Source organism: Streptomyces sp. URMC 127, from assembly GCF_051386535.1.
In the GTDB taxonomy this organism is placed as follows: Bacteria; Actinomycetota; Actinomycetes; order Streptomycetales; family Streptomycetaceae; genus Streptomyces.
This window is the reverse complement of record NZ_JBPQTW010000008.1, coordinates 60379-78387: the sequence shown is the minus strand read 5'-3', so window position 1 is coordinate 78387 and position 18009 is coordinate 60379. Positions and strand designations below refer to the sequence as shown.

19 protein-coding genes and 1 pseudogene are annotated in these 18009 nt (G+C 72.9%); 9 read left to right on the top strand and 11 right to left on the bottom strand.

The window, feature by feature from the left end; translation table 11 throughout:
• Window positions 1–187: 187 nt before the first annotated feature.
• From ACSNOH_RS04170 to ACSNOH_RS04155, 4 genes are all read right to left on the bottom strand, one after another.
• On the bottom strand, window positions 188–502 hold the full coding sequence (locus tag ACSNOH_RS04170; protein ID WP_436719796.1) for a hypothetical protein: 315 nt from the start codon (window positions 500–502) through the stop codon (window positions 188–190).
• A 171-nt stretch (window positions 503–673) separates the two neighbouring features.
• Entirely contained in the window at window positions 674–1882 is a 1209-nt protein-coding gene (locus tag ACSNOH_RS04165; protein WP_436719795.1) for an ATP-grasp domain-containing protein, read from the bottom strand.
• A complete protein-coding gene (locus tag ACSNOH_RS04160) occupies window positions 1854–3140 on the bottom strand; it encodes an MFS transporter (RefSeq protein WP_436719794.1) in 1287 nt (428 codons plus the stop codon). Before ACSNOH_RS04160 ends, ACSNOH_RS04165 begins: the two co-directional genes overlap by 29 nt.
• A 205-nt stretch (window positions 3141–3345) precedes the next feature.
• Window positions 3346–5418, bottom strand: a complete 2073-nt coding sequence (locus ACSNOH_RS04155; protein WP_436719793.1) for a serine/threonine-protein kinase — start codon at window positions 5416–5418, stop codon at window positions 3346–3348.
• Between the two features lie 124 nt (window positions 5419–5542).
• On the opposite strand from ACSNOH_RS04155, the gene ACSNOH_RS04150 reads away from it, so the two are divergent.
• The 3 genes from ACSNOH_RS04150 (at window position 5543) to ACSNOH_RS04140 (ending at window position 8346) form a co-directional block, all read left to right on the top strand.
• The gene (locus ACSNOH_RS04150) at window positions 5543–6568 is read left to right on the top strand and encodes a winged helix-turn-helix transcriptional regulator (RefSeq protein ID WP_436719792.1); all 1026 of its coding nucleotides are present in this window, start codon (window positions 5543–5545) and stop codon (window positions 6566–6568) included.
• 118 nt (window positions 6569–6686) lie between these two features.
• Window positions 6687–7673: a DUF4232 domain-containing protein gene (locus ACSNOH_RS04145; RefSeq protein WP_436719791.1), complete on the top strand. Its 987-nt coding sequence runs from the start codon at window positions 6687–6689 to the stop codon at window positions 7671–7673.
• 121 nt (window positions 7674–7794) lie between these two features.
• Complete coding sequence (locus tag ACSNOH_RS04140; protein ID WP_436719790.1) at window positions 7795–8346, top strand: N-acetyltransferase family protein; 552 nt, start codon at window positions 7795–7797, stop codon at window positions 8344–8346.
• Between the two features lie 31 nt (window positions 8347–8377).
• On the opposite strand, the gene ACSNOH_RS04135 is transcribed toward ACSNOH_RS04140, so the two are convergent.
• Complete coding sequence (locus tag ACSNOH_RS04135; RefSeq protein ID WP_436719789.1) at window positions 8378–9388, bottom strand: TIGR04222 domain-containing membrane protein; 1011 nt, start codon at window positions 9386–9388, stop codon at window positions 8378–8380.
• A 98-nt stretch (window positions 9389–9486) separates the two neighbouring features.
• Window positions 9487–10389: pseudogene (locus ACSNOH_RS04130) on the bottom strand (DUF692 domain-containing protein); the annotation flags it as partial.
• A 169-nt stretch (window positions 10390–10558) separates the two neighbouring features.
• Here ACSNOH_RS04130 and ACSNOH_RS04125 point away from each other — a divergent pair.
• Window positions 10559–11542, top strand: coding sequence for a TIGR01777 family oxidoreductase (locus ACSNOH_RS04125; protein ID WP_436719788.1), 984 nt, complete (start codon window positions 10559–10561; stop codon window positions 11540–11542).
• Here the strand turns inward: ACSNOH_RS04125 and ACSNOH_RS04120 are convergent.
• A complete protein-coding gene (locus tag ACSNOH_RS04120; RefSeq protein ID WP_436719787.1) occupies window positions 11539–12234 on the bottom strand; it encodes a class I SAM-dependent methyltransferase in 696 nt (231 codons plus the stop codon). The genes ACSNOH_RS04125 and ACSNOH_RS04120 overlap by 4 nt on opposite strands.
• A gap of 71 nt (window positions 12235–12305) precedes the next feature.
• Window positions 12306–13022, bottom strand: coding sequence for a TetR-like C-terminal domain-containing protein (locus ACSNOH_RS04115; protein ID WP_436719786.1), 717 nt, complete (start codon window positions 13020–13022; stop codon window positions 12306–12308).
• A gap of 100 nt (window positions 13023–13122) precedes the next feature.
• On the opposite strand from ACSNOH_RS04115, the gene ACSNOH_RS04110 reads away from it, so the two are divergent.
• The 5 genes from ACSNOH_RS04110 (at window position 13123) to ACSNOH_RS04090 (ending at window position 16033) form a co-directional block, all read left to right on the top strand.
• A complete protein-coding gene (locus ACSNOH_RS04110) occupies window positions 13123–14049 on the top strand; it encodes an APH(6)-I family aminoglycoside O-phosphotransferase (RefSeq protein ID WP_436719785.1) in 927 nt (308 codons plus the stop codon).
• A 126-nt stretch (window positions 14050–14175) separates the two neighbouring features.
• Entirely contained in the window at window positions 14176–14685 is a 510-nt protein-coding gene (locus ACSNOH_RS04105; protein ID WP_436719784.1) for a metallophosphoesterase family protein, read from the top strand.
• A 70-nt stretch (window positions 14686–14755) separates the two neighbouring features.
• Window positions 14756–15109 (top strand): hypothetical protein, encoded by a 354-nt coding sequence (locus ACSNOH_RS04100; protein WP_436719783.1) that lies wholly within the window; start codon window positions 14756–14758, stop codon window positions 15107–15109.
• Window positions 15106–15303, top strand: a complete 198-nt coding sequence (locus ACSNOH_RS04095) for a hypothetical protein (RefSeq protein ID WP_436719782.1) — start codon at window positions 15106–15108, stop codon at window positions 15301–15303. Before ACSNOH_RS04100 ends, ACSNOH_RS04095 begins: the two co-directional genes overlap by 4 nt.
• Before the next feature lie 124 nt (window positions 15304–15427).
• Window positions 15428–16033: a hypothetical protein gene (locus ACSNOH_RS04090; RefSeq protein WP_436719781.1), complete on the top strand. Its 606-nt coding sequence runs from the start codon at window positions 15428–15430 to the stop codon at window positions 16031–16033.
• Between the two features lie 4 nt (window positions 16034–16037).
• Here the strand turns inward: ACSNOH_RS04090 and ACSNOH_RS04085 are convergent, their stop codons facing one another.
• The 3 genes from ACSNOH_RS04085 to ACSNOH_RS04075 all read right to left on the bottom strand — a co-directional run bounded on the left by ACSNOH_RS04085 (window position 16038) and on the right by ACSNOH_RS04075 (window position 17923).
• A complete protein-coding gene (locus tag ACSNOH_RS04085) occupies window positions 16038–16409 on the bottom strand; it encodes a cupin domain-containing protein (protein WP_436719780.1) in 372 nt (123 codons plus the stop codon).
• 118 nt (window positions 16410–16527) lie between these two features.
• Window positions 16528–16866: a thioredoxin family protein gene (locus tag ACSNOH_RS04080; protein WP_436719779.1), complete on the bottom strand. Its 339-nt coding sequence runs from the start codon at window positions 16864–16866 to the stop codon at window positions 16528–16530.
• 286 nt (window positions 16867–17152) lie between these two features.
• Window positions 17153–17923, bottom strand: coding sequence for a hypothetical protein (locus ACSNOH_RS04075; protein ID WP_436719778.1), 771 nt, complete (start codon window positions 17921–17923; stop codon window positions 17153–17155).
• Window positions 17924–18009: the final 86 nt, after the last annotated feature.

Below are 18009 nucleotides of genomic sequence, written 5' to 3'. Positions count from 1 at the left end.
GCGATACCCGGTTCCGGGCACAGGGCCCGGAACCGGGTATCGCGGGAGCTCCGGTACCGGCTCCGGGCTGGGCGTGGCCATGATCGTTGTGTTCCTCCGCTTGCGCACCCGGGAAGGGCAGGTCGACGTGTCGACCCGGCATTCTCCCGGACGGCGCGCCCGGCGGGCGAGCGCGCCGGAGGCCGGACTAGCGGGGGTTGAAGATGACGCTGGCGAAGCGCGCCCTGCTCGGGGCGGCCTGCCCCGGAGCCAGGCGCGTGGCCGCGCCCTTGCACCTCTTGCGGCTGTAGACGACGACCGGCTGCTTCGTCGCGTTGCGCGCGCCGCGCGCCTCCTGGCCCAGGTCGTAGCACTTGTTGTCCGGCGGGTTCTGGATCGAGTACGTCCTGCCCTGGGGTCCCACCCAGGCGAACGTCCCGTTCGCGGCGACCGCGTCGCCCGTACCGGCCACGGCGAGGGCGAAGCCGCCGAGCGCGAGGACCAGCGGACGGAGAATGCGCATCATGGTGTCCTTCGTGAGCACGGATAATACGGCGGAAAGTGCCGGTACCAGGACCAACGGTCCAGCCCGTACGAAGGAAACGGCCGGCGTCGGCCGAGGGCGGGCAGGGCCTGCCCGCCGCCCTCGCCGGTGCGGGTCATTCAGGGTGGGCTCACCTGGCGTCAGGTGGGGTCAGGGGCCGGGGGCAACCTCCAAGTGGACGCCGGTGGTGGCCTTCGCGGCCGTCTCCATGGCCTCCGCCGGGGTCTCGCCCAGGGCGATGGCGTAGCCGACGCGGTCCTCGGAGCTGCGGAGCTCGGAGAGGGCGGCGCCGGGCGTGCGGTCGAACTGCCAGCGCAGGATGCCGTCCACCGGCGTCAGGGCGAGGCCGGTGAGGGTGCCCGCGCCGGGCGGCGGGGCCACGAAGCTGATCGCCGCCGCCGGCGCGGCCGGGGCCGGGGGCCGTACGGACGCCGTGCCCAGCAGGGCCGCGACGGCGCGCTCGTACTGGTCCTGGCCCGTGGCCAGTTCGACGAGTTCCGGGATGCAGTCGCCGCCGACCCGGGTGTGCGTCTCGATGACGACGGGGCCGTGCTCGGGGTCCAGCCGCAGTTCGGTGTGGCTGGCGCCGTGACTGATCTCCAGGCGGTCCAGGACGCAGCGCACCGCCTCCCGGAGCCGCTCGGCGTCGTCCTCCGGCAGGGGAGCCGGCACCACGTGGCCCGTCTCCACGAAGCCGGGACTGCCCGTCGTCTGCTTCGCCGTGATCGCCAGAATGGTGTGCCGGCCGCCCCCGCTGACCGCCTCCACGCTGAACTCCGGGCCGGTGGCGGCGAGCTCGACGATGTACGGAGCGGCGCCGTCGGCCTGCGCTCCGGCCGCCGCCTTCGCCCGCCACCGTTCGAGGTCGGCGTACGACTCCAGCGCCGTCACCCCGGCGCTTCCGGCCCCGTCGGCCGGCTTGACGATCCAGGTGACCCCGTCGGGCTCGGCCCGTACCGCGGCGGCGACATCGTCCGCCGTGCCGGCCGCGTACCGCCACGCGTACGGTGTGCCGGCGAGCAGGCGGCGCATCTCCGCCTTGTCGCGGGCGCGGGCCGCCGCGGCCGGCGGGACCGAGGGCAGCCCGAGACCGGTGGCGATGCGGGCGCAGACCTCCTGCGCGAACTCGGTGAAGGAGACGACCAGGCGCGGCGGGCCCAGCTCCGCGACCAGCCGGTCCACCACGGACCTGACCGCGTCGTGGTCGGTGATCTCGCAGAACACGACGCGCTCCGCATGTGCCGCGACCTCGCCCGGCACGGCCGCGCCCGGTGGCACCAGCACCACCGGCCGGTGGCCGTGCAGGGCGATCGCTCTCGCCCCGCCGGCGCTAGGACCCAGCAGACACATCCACGACATGGGCATTCCCTTCACGACCGCCGAGCGGCTTGTCAGTTGTACGCCGGCCGCCCCAGGACATGGCCAGGCCGGTGAGCAGAGCGAGCGCGGCGGCACCCCAGTACGGCGCCGCCGCCGGGGAAAGCGCCTCCGGTCCGGAGCGGCGCACCACCAGCAGCGTGCCGAGCCAGGCGCCGACCGACTCGGCCGCGCCCCACGCCACACCGGCGAGGGCGTACGCGGCCGTGGTGGACAGCTGCCCGCGGCGCTCGCCCACCTGGGCGTCGTACAGCGGGCTCCACACCAGCTCGGACAGCGTGAAGAGGACCATCGCCCCGAGGATCAGCCCGAGGCCGGCCGAGCGGCCGAACGCGAACAGCAGGACGGCGGCGGCGAGGACGGCGTTGGCCGCCGCGCACAGCACGGCGAAGCCCGCGCGCGGGCGGTTCAGCACCCGGCGGGACAGCGCGGAGACCGGCACCTGCAGCGCCACCACCAGCACGGCGTTCAGGGTGAACACCAGGCCCAGGTCACGGGTGCTGACCGCGTCGCCCAGGTAGGCCGGGAGAACGTCGAAGACCTGCGCGTACGCCACCCACGTGCCGCACACCAGCAGCGAGAAGGCCACGAACCGGCGCTGCGGCAGCCACCGGCCCCGCCCGCCCCCGCCGGCCGGCCGCGGACTCTCCGGCGCCCGCCACGCGCCCGGCAGCGCGGGGACCACCGCCAGGGCGACGAGGTCCAGCGCCGCGGCCGAGAGGGGCAGCGAGGAGGCGTGCCACTCCAGGAGGAAGCCGCCGATGACCGGGCCCACCGCGGAACCGGCGTTGACGGCCATGTTGAGGTAGCTGAACCCGCGTAGCCGCTGATCCGGCGCGAACGCCGCGACCTGGGCCTTCATCGCCGTCGTCGCCATCGCCAGGAACAGGCCGACGAGAGCGGCGAGCACCAGCCAGCCGGAGGCCGGCAGCTGCAGTCCCATGCCGAGCAGGGCGAAGGCGACGACCGCGCCCAGATAGCCCGCGCCCACCGAGGCCTTGAGCCCGAGCCTGTGGATGAGCGGCACGAGCAGCACGCCGCCCGCCCGGTTGGCCAGGATCGCCGCGCCCACCACCAGGCCGGCGTCGGCCCCGGACAGGCCGTGGGCCTCCACCAGCCACAGCCCGAGGTAGGGCAGCACGGCGAAGAAGCCCGCACAGCTCGTCGCCCGCGCCACCACCAGCGCGGTGAGCTGCCGCGCGGTCAGCGCACGGCTGTCCTCGCCGGGACGGTCTGTCATGTGTGCCCTTTCCTTACGGTCCGGGCACCGACCCCGGCGCCGGGACGCCGGCGACCCAGCGACCGCTTCCGCCCCCGTGTTGCCGTGGTCCGGCACAAGGCTGTTCCGACGCGAGTGAAAACGGGCTTTGCGGTCGGTTCTTTCTACCCCCGGAAGGCGGGCATCACCTATGAAGGTGATCACATTGCGGGGCGGGGCGACACGGTCAGCTGTTGCGGAAGACGGTCGTGCACAGCAGCACTTCGCCGTCGTTCACCAGCCAGGCCCAGTACTGCCTCCGGTCGTACGCACCCTGGCGGCAGTTGCCGGCACCGGCCCCCGCGGGCGCCCGGTAGACGCCGCTGATGTGCATGACCTGGTTGTACGCGGCGGGAACCTGCTGTGCCCGGCAGTCCACGGCCGTCATGGGGCCGAGCCTGATGCGGTCGCCGGACTGCTGGCCGAGCAGGCAGTAGTCCTTGAGGTAGATACGGGTGAAACAGAGCTTCGTGGTCCTCCCGGAGCCGGAAGACGTGTACGTCCACGAGGCTTTGCCCGCGCCGCTGGGGCAGGTGCTGCTCGTCGTGCTGGTCACCCGGACGAGGCCGGCCCACCGGCTGCTGCACGACACGGGCTTCGGAGGGACCTCGGAGCTCCAGGCGACGGTGTCCCGGCCGCGGCCGGTGTCGTACAAGGGCAGGCAGTCACCGGCCGAAACGGCCCTGAACGCGGCTTCCCTGGGGTCGGGAGCGCTGTCGCGGGCGGGGAACGACGTCTTCGGCCCGGGATCGCGCGCCGTGCTGCCGGCGCCGTCGCTGTCACTGCCGGCGTCCGGCTCCCCGCCGGAATCCGTCCGCCCGGACGGCCCGACCGGGCTGCGGCCGGACCCCGTGGTGCTGCCGGAGGATGCGCTACCGCCGCTGCTGCTGAGGAAGGGGCTCTGGAACGTACGGCGAGAGGCGTCGTCCTTGCGGCCGGACGCCTCGCCGCTGCTCTTCCACGGCTGCCAGATCGCGCATGCCACGACGATCAGCGCGACCACCGCCCAGACGCCGGAGCCCGACGTCTTCTTCCGGCCCCGGTTCCGGTCCTGGTCCTGGTCCCGGTTCCGGTCCCGTTCCTCTGCCGCCCGGCGCCTCGCCTCCTCGGCCCGGAGCGCGTCGCTCACCCGGCGCCGCTCCCTTTCCCTGCGCTGCTTCCCGGCCTCCCGCGCCCTGGCGCGCCTGGCGGCCTCCGCCAGCTCGCGCAGCTCCCGCTCCCTGCGCTCGCGGGCTTCGCGCGCCTGCCGCTCCCGCTCCTGCCGCGCGGCCCGCTCGGCCGTGTCGAGGAGGGTGGGCGGCTCCGGCGGGAGGGGCCGGGTGTGCTCGTCGGTCATCGCCGTCGTGCCGCCCGGGTCCGAGCTCAGCGCCCGGCCGTGGGCCTCGTACGCGGTGATCAGGGCTGTCCACCGCGTCGGCAACCGGTTCGCGGAGGACGCCCGGTCGGCCAGGTCCAGCAGCCCCACCAGCAGGTCGTCGAGCCCGGGACGGCCACCGGGATCGGCGCCCAGGCACGGGCGGATCAGCGGTACGAGTCCGGCGGGCAGGCCCTCCAGAGCGACCTGGTTGCTCTGTACGCGGGCCAGCCGCTGGATGGGGCCGTCATCGCTCTGAGGGTAGGGCGGGTGGCCCACGGCGAGGTGGAAGAGCGTCGCGCCGAGCGAGAAGACGTCCGACGCCTCGGTGGACCGCCGGCCGAGCGCCTGCTCCGGTGAGGTGTAGTCGATGGTGCCGAGCGTCAGCGACGTGCTCGTCCTGTCGATCGCGTGCGAGATCCCGAAGTCGATGACCAGCGGGCCGGTCAGGGGCAGCAGGATGTTCTGCGGCTTGATGTCACGGTGGACGACGCCTTTGCCGTGCAGGGCGATGAGGGCCTGCACCGTCCCGGCCGCGACCCACGGCAGCGCCGCCGGCGGCAGCGGGCCCGCCTCGCGCACCAGGTCTCCGAGGGACGGCGCCGGCACGTAGGCGATGGCCATCCACGGCCGCTCCGCACGCGGGTCCGCGTCGAGCACGCGGGCCGTGTACTCGCTGTCGATCCGCCGGGCCAGCTCCACCTCGCGCCCGAACCGCCGGCGGTCGACCTCGCTGACGAAGCCCTCCGCCAGCAGGGTCTTGACCGCGACGAGCGGCCCGCCGGCCGTGGACCGCGCCAGATAGAGCCGTCCCATGCCTCCCGTGGTGAGCCGCCACAGGAGCCGGTACGGCCCGAGTCTCGCCGGATCGTCCGCTCCGAGCGGCCTGATCCCGATACCGGCCATCCCCCGTACCCCCTCGTAGCCGATGCCTTCCCCGAACTGATCAACTCGCAGGTGCAGCAAGCGAGTTGACTGTTACTGTAGAAAGACTAAGGAGCAACTATCAATAGAGAAGGAATGCTTCGGCATGGGGCGCAGCTATGACCAGTTCTGTCCCGCAGCCCGCGCCCTGGACGTGGTCGGCGGCCGCTGGGCCCTGCTGATCGTGCGCGAGCTTCTGCTGGGGCCGAGGCGCTACACCGACCTCGCCGAGGGGCTCCCCGGCATCGGCCCCAACGTCCTCGCCGAGCGGCTGCGCGAGCTCCGCGAGGCGGGCATCCTCGTCCGGGCCAAGCTCCCGCCCCCGGCCGCGACGACCGTGTACGAGCTGACCGCGCTGGGGGTCGCCCTGCGCCCCGTCGTCGACGAGCTCACCCGCTGGGGGCTGCGCCTGCTGGACGTCCCGCCCCGCCCGGGCGAGCGCTTCCGGATCGGATGGCTCCTCAGCTGCGTACGGGCCTGCTTCCGCCCCGAGCTCGCCCGTGGCGTCAGTGAGACGTACGAGTTCACCGTGGACGGGGACACCTTCCACCTGCGCGTCGAGGACGGCGCGCTCGACGCGCGGCACGGCCCGGCCGGCGGTGCCGCCGCGGCCTGTGCCGTCACCACGGACCTCGCCACGTTCGTGGCGCTGGGGGCCGGCGTCCTGGACGTAGGGGAGGCGCTGGGGCGCGGCCTCGCCCGCGTCGGGGGAGGGCCCGGCGCCGTCGCCGCCCTCGGCCGTGCCGTGGCCGTCGTCGGGGCCAACCTGGACGACACGGGGGGCCGCCACGGCATCATCGGCGCGGTGGGTGCCAGCTTCCGGCCGGAGGCGGTGCGGGGCGTCCACGAGACGTACGGGTTCCGGCTCGACGAGTTCGCCTTCCACGCCCGGGTCGAGGACGGCACGCTGCACATGCGGCCCGGCGCCGCCGACGACGCGGATGTCACGCTGGTCACCGACCTGGCGACGCTCCTCTCGCTGGGCACGGGCGTGCTGTCCCTGGAGCGCGCCTTCGCCGCCGGGGCCGCGACGGCCACGGGCGATCCGGGCGCGGGGCTGCGCATGGCAACGGCCTTCGGCGTACCGCTCACCGATGCGGACGTCGATACCGGTACGGCCGCGGGCGCCTGACCGGCCGTTATCGCCTGCCATCTCCGTTTGTCCGTTTGTCCGTCTGTGGCATGACTGTGACACAAAAGTGTGGTGTGAGTTACGGCAGGGTATGGTCCAGACCTGTTCCACTCGCTGTATGCGCAGCATTCTCCGTACCCTTCCCGTGGCCCTGTCCGGCGTCCTGCTCCTCACGGCATGCGGGTCACAGCAGGCCGGCTCCCGGCAGGACGGCCGGGCACCGGCCGGCGCCTCCGGGGCGCCGGGGTCCGCCGGCGCCTTCTCGTGCGACTCCCGGTCGTCCGCCGCGGCCACCGCTCCCGCCGGGTCCGCAAGCGCCGGCAGCGCACCGGACAAGGACGGTGTGAGGGTCCTGGGCATCGGCCGGGGCACGCGTCCCTGCTTCGCCTTCGAGGTCACCAACAAGGAGAAGGAACCCTTCGACTACACCATCGCCTTCACTCTCCTGTCGGACGCCGGGGCGGCGCTGGAGACGACGAAGGAGACGGTGCTGTCGGTCAAGCCCGGCGAGACCGCCCGGCGCACCGCCGAGCTGAGAGGACTCTCCGCCGTCGCACCGAACAGCGGGCGCGTGCGGGTCGCGAAGGTGCGGAGCGTCCCCACCGCCGAAGCGCCGTCCCAGGGCGGCACATGCCCCTCGTCGGGACTGCACTTCTACGCGGACGACGACGCCAACACCGCCATGGGCCTGCGCGCCCTGGCGGTCAACCTGCGCAACTGCGGCACCCGGCCCTACCGGCTCAACGGCTACCCGCAACTGCAGGTCCTCGACGAGGGGCACCGGCCCGTCAGCGGTGTGGAGACCGTCCGCGGCAGCGAGGTCGCGCAGAGCACCGGAGCCGACGGGGAGCCGCGGCCCCTGGTCCTGCAGCCGGGTGAGGGGGCCTACGCCGTTCTGGTCTGGCGCAACACCACGCAGAGCGGCGAACCGGTGAACGCCCCTTACGCAAGGGTGCGGGTACAGTCCGGGGCCGCGCCGGTCATGGTGATCCCCGAGTTCGACCTGGGCACGACGGGGAAGCTCGGCGTCGGCCCCTGGAAGAAGGAGGAGCCGCGCGCACCGGGAACGGCAGGCACGTCCGGAACGATCTCGCAGACGCCGTAAAGGCCAGCCCGGTATCCGAAATGTGCACGTAACAGCACCCTTGTAGCGTCCGGCGGCAGGGCCGGGCAGGGCCGGGCCGGTCCCGGCGGGGCCGCGAGCGGCGAGAGCGAAAGGACTGCCCATGTACGACAGCACGGCGGAGATCCGGGCGGACGCTGCGCCGGGCGGCCCGGCGGGCATACGCATCCGGCCGGGGGCGGACGGTGACCTCACCGAGCTCACCGAGATCTACAACCACTACGTGGTGCACACTCCGGTCACCTTCGACATCGAGCCGGTCACTGCCGAGGAGCGCCGCGCCTGGCTGGACGCCCACCCGGCCACCGGCCGCCACCGCCTGCTCGTGGCGGAGGAGGCCGGCCGGGTGCTGGGCTACGCGACCAGCGGCCCCTTCCGCGCGAAGCGCGCGTACGAGACCTCGGTGGAGACCAGCGTCTACCTGGGGCCCGGCCACACGGGGCGCGGCCTGGGCGGCCTGCTGTACCGCACGCTCCTCGAAGCCCTGGCGCACGAGGACGTCCACCGTGCGTACGCCGGCATCACCCAGCCCAACGCGGCGTCGATGCGGCTGCACGAACGCTTCGGTTTCCGCCCGGTGGGCGTGCTCGGAGAGGTGGGACGCAAGTTCGGCACGTTCTGGGACGTGGCCTGGCTGGAGAAGCGGATCGGCTGAGCCCCGGTGCCGGCGGACTCACCGCGCGCTGTCAGCCCCCGCAGCCGCCGCACCCACCGCACCCTCCTCCTCCGCCGCACCCGCCGCAACTGCTGTCGTTCCCGCTGCCGGTCCCGCACCCGCCATGGCTTGAGGAGGTGGATCCGCCCGCATAGCCGGCAGTGGCGGCACCCGCGGCAGCCGTGGCGGAGGCTGTGGTGGCCGCCGACCGCCGGCTGCTGGTGGAAGCGGCCGTCCTGAATTCGCTGAGGAGCATCCGCACCTCGTCGTCCGCCATGCCCGGCACATGGGTGGTGGTGCCCAGCGCAAAGGACTTGAGCGCGGCGGTGGTTGCCGCGGCGAGTCCCGCGCCGGCCGGCTGCCAGGCATCGTCACCCTGCATGGACGCGAGCCGTCGCCGGCCACCCTTGCCGGTTGTGCGATCCCTGTTGTTCCTGCGCGGATCCGGCGTGCGGTAGCGCACCACGGGTGCGGAACCGAGCGCGAGGAGGAGAAGGAAGGCGAGCAGGGACGGCAGGCCTCCGGTCCCGGTCGCCGTGGCGAGCGGTACGGTCACGACTCCGACGACGAGCGCCGTGACGAGCATCCACCCGTGGAAGGCCCGGGACTTCGCCAGCCTGCGGTACTGGTCCACCCCGACGGGCCGCGGAACGATCCCCTCGCGGACGAGCCGGAGGCCGATCGCACGGACCGGCTCGCTGCTGCGCACCTCCCCGGCCAGATCCCGCAGGGCCCTCCGGCGGGTGGGCCCGGCCGCCTCCACGATCGCGGCCTCGACGGCGTTGCGCGGGCCGGGATCCGTCACCGTCGCCGTGCCGGAGCGCGACAGGATCAGCCGGCCTTCGAGCCGCATGGCCAGGAAGGCCGTCACTGCCGCGTGAGCGGCGCCGCCGTGGAGATGGGCGGCGTCGTACAGGGAGAGCTCCGGTGCGGGGCGATCAGCCGGCGTGGTGGAGCGCTGCAGGAAGAGAAACGTTCTCCGCAGGTGCCATGCGCCGGTCACCACGAGTGCGGCGCAGATGAGGAAGGGTACGGCCCACATGAAGTCCCCTCGGTTCTCTCTCGGTCCTCTCGGCCCTCTCGGCTCTGCCGGTCCTTCGGGCGGATGCTGCGTGCGCGTGCTGCGTGTCAGTGATCGTCAGGAACCCCGGAAACCCCGGAGACCCGGGAGGCCCCGGAGGCCCCGGAAGTCCCGGGAAGCCGGAAGGGCGGGCGCCGCAGCACTTCACGGATCATTCCCAGCTCACCTGCCAGTTCACGAGGCGGAGGATAGTTGCCGTCCCGTTCCAGCAGTACCCCGGGAGGGGAAGTCCGCCGGCACAGTTCCGCCAGCAGGTCGAGTACGGGCTGCGACAGGGGATGCTCGTGCGTGTCGTACCACACCCCGTCGATCAGCCGGCCGCCCGCCACATGGACGTAGGCGATCAACTCCACCGGCAGCGCGGCGATCTCGGCCGCTGCGTCCACCCCCAGATTGATCTGTCTGGTGTAGAGATTGGCGACATCGACGAGCAGCCCCGCACCCGTCCGCTCGGCCAGCTCGGTGAGGAACTGCGCCTCGGACAACTCGTCCTCGGGCCAGGCGAAGTGCGGGGCTATGTTCTCCAGCGCGAGCGGTACGGGCAATTCCTGCTGCGCGATGCGGACGTTTTCCACGATCACCGACAGCGCCTCGCGGGTACGGGGCACCGGCAGCAGGTGCCCCGCCTCCATGCCTCCGCCCCGCACGAAGGCCACGTGTTCCGTCACCAGAGGAGCGTCCAGGGCCACCGCCACGTGGGCGAGCCGGTCCAGGCGTGCGCTGTCCGGGATGCCGGCGCCGCCCAGGCCGAGCCCGACGCCGTGCGGAATGACGGGTACTCCGCGCTCGCGCAGGAGCCGTAGCGAGACCGGCAGATGGCCGGGGCAGATGTTCTCGGCGACGACTTCGACCCATTCGACGCCGGGGAGTTGTTCCACGACGAGGTCGATCTCGTCCCGCCAGCCGATGCCCACCCCGAGCGCGGGCCATGCGCGGGTCGCCGTCGACGATTCACTCACCACGTCCCCCTTCGCGCCCCGCCCGGCTGCGGCCGCGTACGGCCCCTGTCCGACCGTACGTCATGCGCGGGCAGGGTGACGAGCGGTGGAACCCTCTCCGCTTCCGAGCGCTTTTGAACGCGTTCAACTTTGTGTAGTGTCTCCCTCGGCACCGGCATGGGGGAGGCCTCGCATGAAGATCGTGATACCCGGCGGAACCGGGCAGGTGGGCACCGTCCTGAACCGCGCGCTGACCGCCGCCGGGCACGAGGTCACCGTCCTCAGCAGACGGCCCGCGCGCCCGGGCGAGATCCCGTGGGACGGCCGGACGCTCGGGCCCTGGGCCGGCGCGATCGACGGCAGCGACGTGGTCATCAACCTGGCCGGCCGCAGCGTGAGCTGCCGGTACACGGCCACCAACCTGCAGTCCATGATGGACTCCCGCGTCCGCTCCACCCGCGTCGTGGGCGAGGCCATCGCCGCCGCCGCGCACCCGCCCCGGGTCTGGCTGCAGATGAGCACCGCCACCATCTACGCCCACCGCTACGACGCGCCCAACGACGAGCGGAGCGGCGTCATCGGAGGAGCCGAACCGGGCGTTCCCGGCTACTGGGCCTACAGCGTCGACATCGCCAAGGCCTGGGAGCGCGAGCAGGCGGCGGCCGATACCCCGCACACCCGCAAGGTCGCCCTGCGCTCCGCCATGGTGATGAGCCCCGACCGGGGCGGCGTCTTCGACGTCCTGCTGAGGCTGGCGCGGCTCGGCCTCGGCGGCCCGGTCGCGGGCGGCGCACAGTACGTCTCGTGGATCCACGACCACGACTTCGCCCGCGCCGTCCGGTTCCTGGCCGACCGCGACGACATCGACGGGCCCGTCAACCTGGCCGCGCCCGGGCCGCTCCCGCACCGCATGTTCATGCACGCGCTCCGCACGGCCTGGGGCATGCCGGTGGGCCTTCCCGCGACGAAGGGGATGGCCGGGCTCGGAGCCCTCGCGCTGCGCTCGGACACCGAACTCCTGCTGAAGAGCCGGCGCGTGACCCCGGGCCGCCTGCTCGACGAGGGCTTCGCCTTCCGGTATCCCGAATGGGCCGAGGCGGCAGGTGATCTCGTAGGGCGGGTACGAAACCGGCGCCGCCGTAGGCGGGGCGGCGAGAGCCTACCGGGAAGGGGCTAGCCCGCGAGGACTGCCCGTACCCATGTCCGGTCCTCCGTCAGGTACGCGTCGGTCTTCAGGCCGGCCTCCGCCAGCGCGGCATCGAACTGTTCGCTCGTCAGTGGCCGGGTGCGGAACGTCTGTGTCCATACGACGTCCGGGAATGCGTACTCCAGACGCACCGAGTTCACGCCGTCGCCGGCCGGCTCCACCGAGGCGATCCGCATGGTGAAACCGCTGGGGTGGGTGCGCTCGCGCGGCACGTTCGTGTAGTAGTCCTCGCCTTCGCGCTGGATCAGGACGCAGCCGTCCGGCGCGAGGTGCCGGGCGCACGTGCGCAGCAGTGCCCGCCGCAGCCCGGCGTCGCCGGTGTGGACGAGGAAGGAGGCGAGCATCACCACGTCGAACGTCTCGCCGCCCAGGTCGAGGTCTTCGATCGGGCTGCACACCGTGCGCGTCCCGTGTACGTGGGCGAGCATCTGCGGGGATTCGTCCACCGCCGTGACCGTGAACCCCCGCTCCAGCAGGGGCCGGGTCACGCGCCCCACTCCGCAGCCCAGCTCCAGGATGCGCGCACGCGGAGGGACGGCTGACTCGATGATGCCGGGCTCGTCCCCGACAGGCAGCCGCAGGTAGAACTCGACGGGGCAGCCGTCCGGAGTGATCTCACCGGGCCCCGTGCCGTGATGACCCGGCCGCGTTCTCGTCGTCATGTCCCCCCAACGAACCTCTTGTTGTGGTTGGTTCCACTGCCGGGGGTTCCGCCGAGGGGATGGCGCCGGCCCTAGTTCAGGGGTATCTCGATCCCGGCGTTCTCCGCGGTCACGGCGATGGCGAAATCGAAGAAGGCGGACTGGTCCTGGACGCTGTCGTGGGTACGGCTGAAGACCTCGAACGCCAGGAGCCCGATCAGACTGCTCCACAGCACGATGCCGCGCTCGATGACGTCCGTGAACGGCTCGGGAGGCAGGCTGCCGAACAGCGCGGCCGCCTCCGGCCGGATCAGCGGCGGGCCGGGCAGCGGGCGGCGGGGCGGGACGAGCTCACCGGATTCGAGTGCGGAGCGCAGGATGCCGGCGAGCACGGCCGGGGTGCGGGACGCGGGCGGGACCGTGTCCTGCGGCGCGTGGTAGCCGGGCACGGGCGAACCGTAGACCAGCGCGAACGCCGCCGGATCGGCTACGGACCACTGCCGTAGCGCGCGGGCCGCCGCGAGCAGGCGGGTTCCTGCAGGAGCACCGCTGTCCGCGGCCGCCCGGTCGGCCTGCTCCATGGCGGCGCCGGATTCGTTGTAGGCGTCGATGAGCAGCGCGGTCAGCAGGTCGTCCCGGTGCGGGAAGACGGTTTCGACCTCGGCGACCGTCAGCCCGCCGGCGGCGGCCACGGCGTCGAGCGACAGCCCGCCGGCGCCGAGTCCGGGCAGGAGTGCGTGGGCGGTTTCCTTGAGGGCGGCGGCGAAGCCGCTCGTCTCATCCGCGGTGGTTGTACGGGAGGTGTCCATGATCAAACCGTACCGGCTACCCGTTCGCAGAACGTCCTCGGTTAGGTTGCGGTGGGAAACGGCCGGTGGGGACATCGGCTCTCGTGTGGGAGGCAGCGCGATGAACAGGTCCGAAGCGGTCGAGGTACCGCCCCCGCTCGCGGCTTCGTACGCCAGGAGCTTCGGTGAGGCGGGAAGGGCCTGGATCGCGGCCTTGCCCGCGCTGACCGCGGAGTTACTCGGCCAGTGGGAGCTGAGACGGGACGGCGAGCCCGGGGCGGGGGAGGCTTCGCTGGTGCTGCCGGTGCTGCGCCGGGACGGCACGCGCGCGGTCCTCAAGCTCCAGATGCCCAGGGAGGAGACCACGGCCGCGCTGACCGGGCTGCGCGCCTGGAACGGCGAAGGGATCGTACGGCTGCTCGACCATGACCCGCAGAGCAGTGCCATGCTCCTGGAACGGCTGGACAGCAGCCGCACACTCGCCTCGGTCGAGGACGACGACGTTGCTACGGGAATCCTCGCCGGGCTCCTGTCCCGGCTGGTGTCCGTTCCTGCGCCGCGCGGCCTGCGGAGCCTGGGTGACATCGCCGCCGGCATGCTGGAGCAGGTCCCGCGGGCCGTCACGGCCCTGGCGCAGGAGAGCGACCGGCAACGCCTGCGCGGCTGGGCCTCGGCGGTGTCCGAGCTGGCCGGTGAACCCGGCGACCGGATGCTGCACTGGGATCTGCACTACGGCAACGTTCTCGCCGCGGAGCGCGAGCCGTGGCTCGCCATCGACCCCGAACCGCTGGCCGGCGATCCGGGCTTCGACCTGTGGCCCGCCCTCGACAGCCGGTGGGAGGACGTCGTCGCGAAGGGCGACCCGGCGCGTGTGGTGCGCCGCCGCTTCGACCTGCTGACCGAGGCCCTCGGCCTGGACCGCGCCCGTGCGACCGGCTGGACGCTGGGGCGGTTGCTGCAGAACGCCCTGTGGGACATCGAAGACGGCGCCACTGCCCTCACCCCCTCCGCGACCGTCATCGCCGAGGCGCTCGACAGTGGTACGTGACAACCCTCGGAGCGAATTGACCGGACGCGCCGGCGTCACGGTCAAGGCGGTGCGCGACGAAGAGCCGTCGGGGCGGTCGCCGGGCCGGGCGGCGCAGGCCCCGGCCCGGGGTTTACAGTGCGGTGCATGCGGTTGCTCCTGACGTCCGACACCCATGTGCCCGCCCGGGCCCGGGTGCTGCCGCGGCCCCTTCTGGACGCGATGGGCGAGGCGGACGCCGTGGTCCATGCCGGGGACTGGACGGACATCGCCACGCTGGAGCTGTTCGCCGCCCGCGCCCGTCGCCTTGTCGCCGTGTACGGCAACAACGACGGCCCGGACCTGCGCGCCCGGCTGCCCGAGATCGCTCGTGCGGAACTGGGCGGGCTGCGCTTCGCGGTCGTCCATGAGACCGGTCCGGCGCGGGGCCGGGAGAAGCGCTGTGCGGAGCGCTTCCCCTCCACCGACGTCCTGGTCTTCGGGCACAGCCACATTCCCTGGGACTCCACTGCCCCCGGCGGCCTGCGCCTGCTGAATCCCGGCTCGCCCACCGACCGGCGCCGCCAGCCGTACCGCACGTACATGACCGCCTGCGCGGTGGACGGGAAACTCACCGACGTGACCGTGCACCGTATCGAGGCGGCAGCGGCCGGGTAGCGCGGTGATACCGCCCGGTACGGCACGCTGCGGCCGGGACTGCATGTGCTGCCGGTCTGCGGGTACCCGGGTGCCGCTCCACCGCGCCCGTGCGGCGGAGCGGACGTCCACGAGCACGGAGGTGGCCGAGATGGCCCGGCAGCAGCCCAGGAACGCACGCCGCGAGCCCTACGAGCGGGCCCGTGACGAGGGGGAGCCGGGGGCGCACTCCGGCCAGGAGAGCCGGGCGAGGGAGCGCACCGTGCCGGGCACGGCGAGCGCACGCGAGGGGTACCCGTCCCGAGGGGGCACCGCGCACGACGAAGCCCTGGAAGGGGTGCGGGCACGCGAAGAGGAGGCGGGGAAGAAGGGGAAGGCGAAGCAGCAGGACAGGGCGACGGAACGGACGCGCGGTGACGCGCACGGCAAGAGGACGCAGTCTTGAGCGGTCAGCGCGGTGAGAAGCCCGCGGGCCGCGGCAAGGCCGTACCCCGGGACATGCAGGACCAGCAGGCGAGCCCGCCTCCGGACGAGGGCCCGGAGGGCCCGCCGGCCGGCCGGGGCCGGGGGAGCGCGAAGGCCTCCGGCGAACGGAGGGGCACCACCGGCGAGAGGCCGGAGGACGAACCCCCGGACTGAGCCGGTGCCCGCGGCAACGCCCCCGTTCGCAATCCACTCCGTGGAGTGAAATCCACTGACGGCGAGGGGCGTTGCGCTCCTCACGGCAGGTGTTTCCGCCGCGACGGCCTCCAGAATCGGGCGCATGCCTATGCCCCGTTTGTCCTCACTGGCCCGTCACGTCGCCCCCGCGGTCCTCGCCGCCCACGTCCTCCTCGTCCCCGCCCACCCGGCTTCCGCCCTGCCCACGGCTGCGCCGTGCTCCGCACCCTCCGGCTGCGGTCCGGTCTCGGTCGGCCCGGTGTCCCAGGAACCCCCGGACCACGGCCCGTGCGCCAGCCCGGAGCCGGTCGTGTGCATGATCCGGAGCGAGACGCCCGAGGAGCGCGAGGACACCCGCGACGAGCGGGAGCGCTACCACCAGCTGCTGGCGGACATGGAGCGCGAGGCATGCGCCATGCGTGCCGCAGGGCTGCCGGAGGAGGAGGTCGCCCGGACACTGGTGCAGATGCGCAACGACGCGAAGGACATCATTCGCGCGGGCATGACCCCCGAACAGGTCGCCGAGCTGGAGGAGCGCAACCAGAAGAAGTACGGCAACCCTCTCGGCCCGACGGCGGACCAGCTGTACGTCAAGTACGGCTCCTGGGAGAAGGTCAGCGAAGCCGCCACGCGCTCGAACGAGGCGGTGGACCGGGAACTCGGCCTGGAGTTCCGCCACTGCTCCTGTGACGTCCTCCGGGCGGCATGACGCGCTAGCCGGCCCGGCGCTTGGCGTAGTCGGCGAAGCCCTGCCAGTCGATCACGACGCACGGCTCGTCACCGACGACCCACGCGTCATGGCCGGGCGGGCAGAGCATGCAGTCGCCCGGGCCGAACTCGTCCTCCTGGCCGTCGTCCATGACGACGTGCATCCGGCCTGACACGACGTAGGCCAGGTGGGGGGCCTGGCAGCTGTCGGTCCCGGCGATCGGCTTGACGTGCTGGGACCACCGCCAGCCGGGTTCGAACGTCGCCCGGCCGACCGGTCCGGCGCCCAGCTCGACCAGCTCCAGCTGCCCCTTTCCGTCCTCGAAAGGGCGCACTTCCTCCGGTGAAGCGAAGCTTTTGCGTACGAGACCGGCCACGGGCACTCTCCTCCAGCAAGTCGGCTGTCCTGAACATCTAGCCACGGGAGCGGAGACACGGCGAGTGCTACGGGCCGGGCGGGTGGCCCGGCCACCGGCGCGCCCGGGAGGACGGCGCCTACGCGTTCCCCATCGTGCTCACCCTGCCGATCAGTTCCTGAAGGGCATCCGGTGCCGGGGCGACAACCTCGGCGATCTTGATGCCGTCGCGGAAGGCCATGAAGACGGGCACGGGACCGACCCCCGCCTTCTGCGCGACCTCGTACGCCTCGTCGATGTCGACCTGGTAGAAGCCGACGACGCCGCTGAACGCGGGAAGCGCGGACAGCCGCTCGAAGACCGGGCCGATCGTACGGCAGAGGTTGGCCCAGGTCGCGCAGAACTTCACCACCACCGGCCTGTCCTCGGCGATGGCCTTCTCGAACTCGGCTGAGCTCTTCAGTGGAGTGACGGCCATACTCGTCGTTTCCCCTCAAGAAGTCCGGGTGTCCGCGGCGGGAGGCGGCTGGACGCGGCGGGACACGGCTCCGCGGAGACCACCGTTCCACGGGAACCGCCGCCCCGCACCCGCTGGACCACCGGGCCGGCCACCGGTCCGCTCCGGCCCGCGCTCGCCTCCTGCAGCCGGGCGGTCCCGCTCGGGCCGTGACCCCGCCCGCAGCCGCGCAGGGGCCGCAGCGGCCACCGGCCCGTGGCCGGGCGCGGTACGCCGGCGCGCCGCGCGGAGGGCGCTCCGGTGAGAGTCAGCGCTCCACGCGGCGCAGGTGGTTCCGGGCGAGCTCGGTCATGACCGTCTGGGTCTTCGGCGCCTGTTGCGGGGCGGAGCTCAGGCCCCGCTCCCGGACGGTCCGCTCCAGCACCTCCTGGGCGCGAGGAGCATCGGCAGGCCGGGCGCGCAGGGACAGCTCCAGGAACTGAGGCCCGTCGTCACCGATGCGCCACAGCTCGGCGGTGAGCGGGCGGGCCGGGCCCCGGCGGGAGACCGTCCACTTGACGGCCCGGATCGGGCCGAGGGCGACGACGTCCCGCAGGTGGTCGTCGCCGATCCCGGCGCTGGCCAGCAGGTCGCGCTGGTCCGGGGTGAGCCGGGGCCCGCCGGTGGACGCGTCTCCCGGTGCGCAGGCAGGCTGCTCGAAGACCCCTTTCACCTTGAGCGAGGCCGACCGGACGCCGCTGGGGCCGTTCCAGTCCTCCTCGATCTTGAACTTCCAGCCCTTGCCCCTGCGGTTCTCGCGCCACCTCGCGGGCAGCGCGGCCGGTTCGCACGGCCGCAGCTTCGCCGTGAGGTCACCCTTGCGGCCCCTGGCCGGCCTGCGCAGCCGGATGATGGCCCCGGCCTCCGCGAGGGGAAGCCGGATGCCGGCTCCGTCCGTACGCGGGGCGTCCCAGAAGTAGACGCTGAGGCGTTTTCCGCCGCCGGGGTCGAGAGCCAGGGAACGGCGCGCGTCCTCCGCCGCCTCCCCCGCAAAGAGGATCTTGAATTCGGCCCCGGCGTTCCTGAACGTATCCGCCATGTCGCCCTTTATGACATGGAAGGAATGCGTCCGCCAACTGCAGGTAAACACCGGGTGTTTGAGTCACCCCATGTGGAACCGGTGTG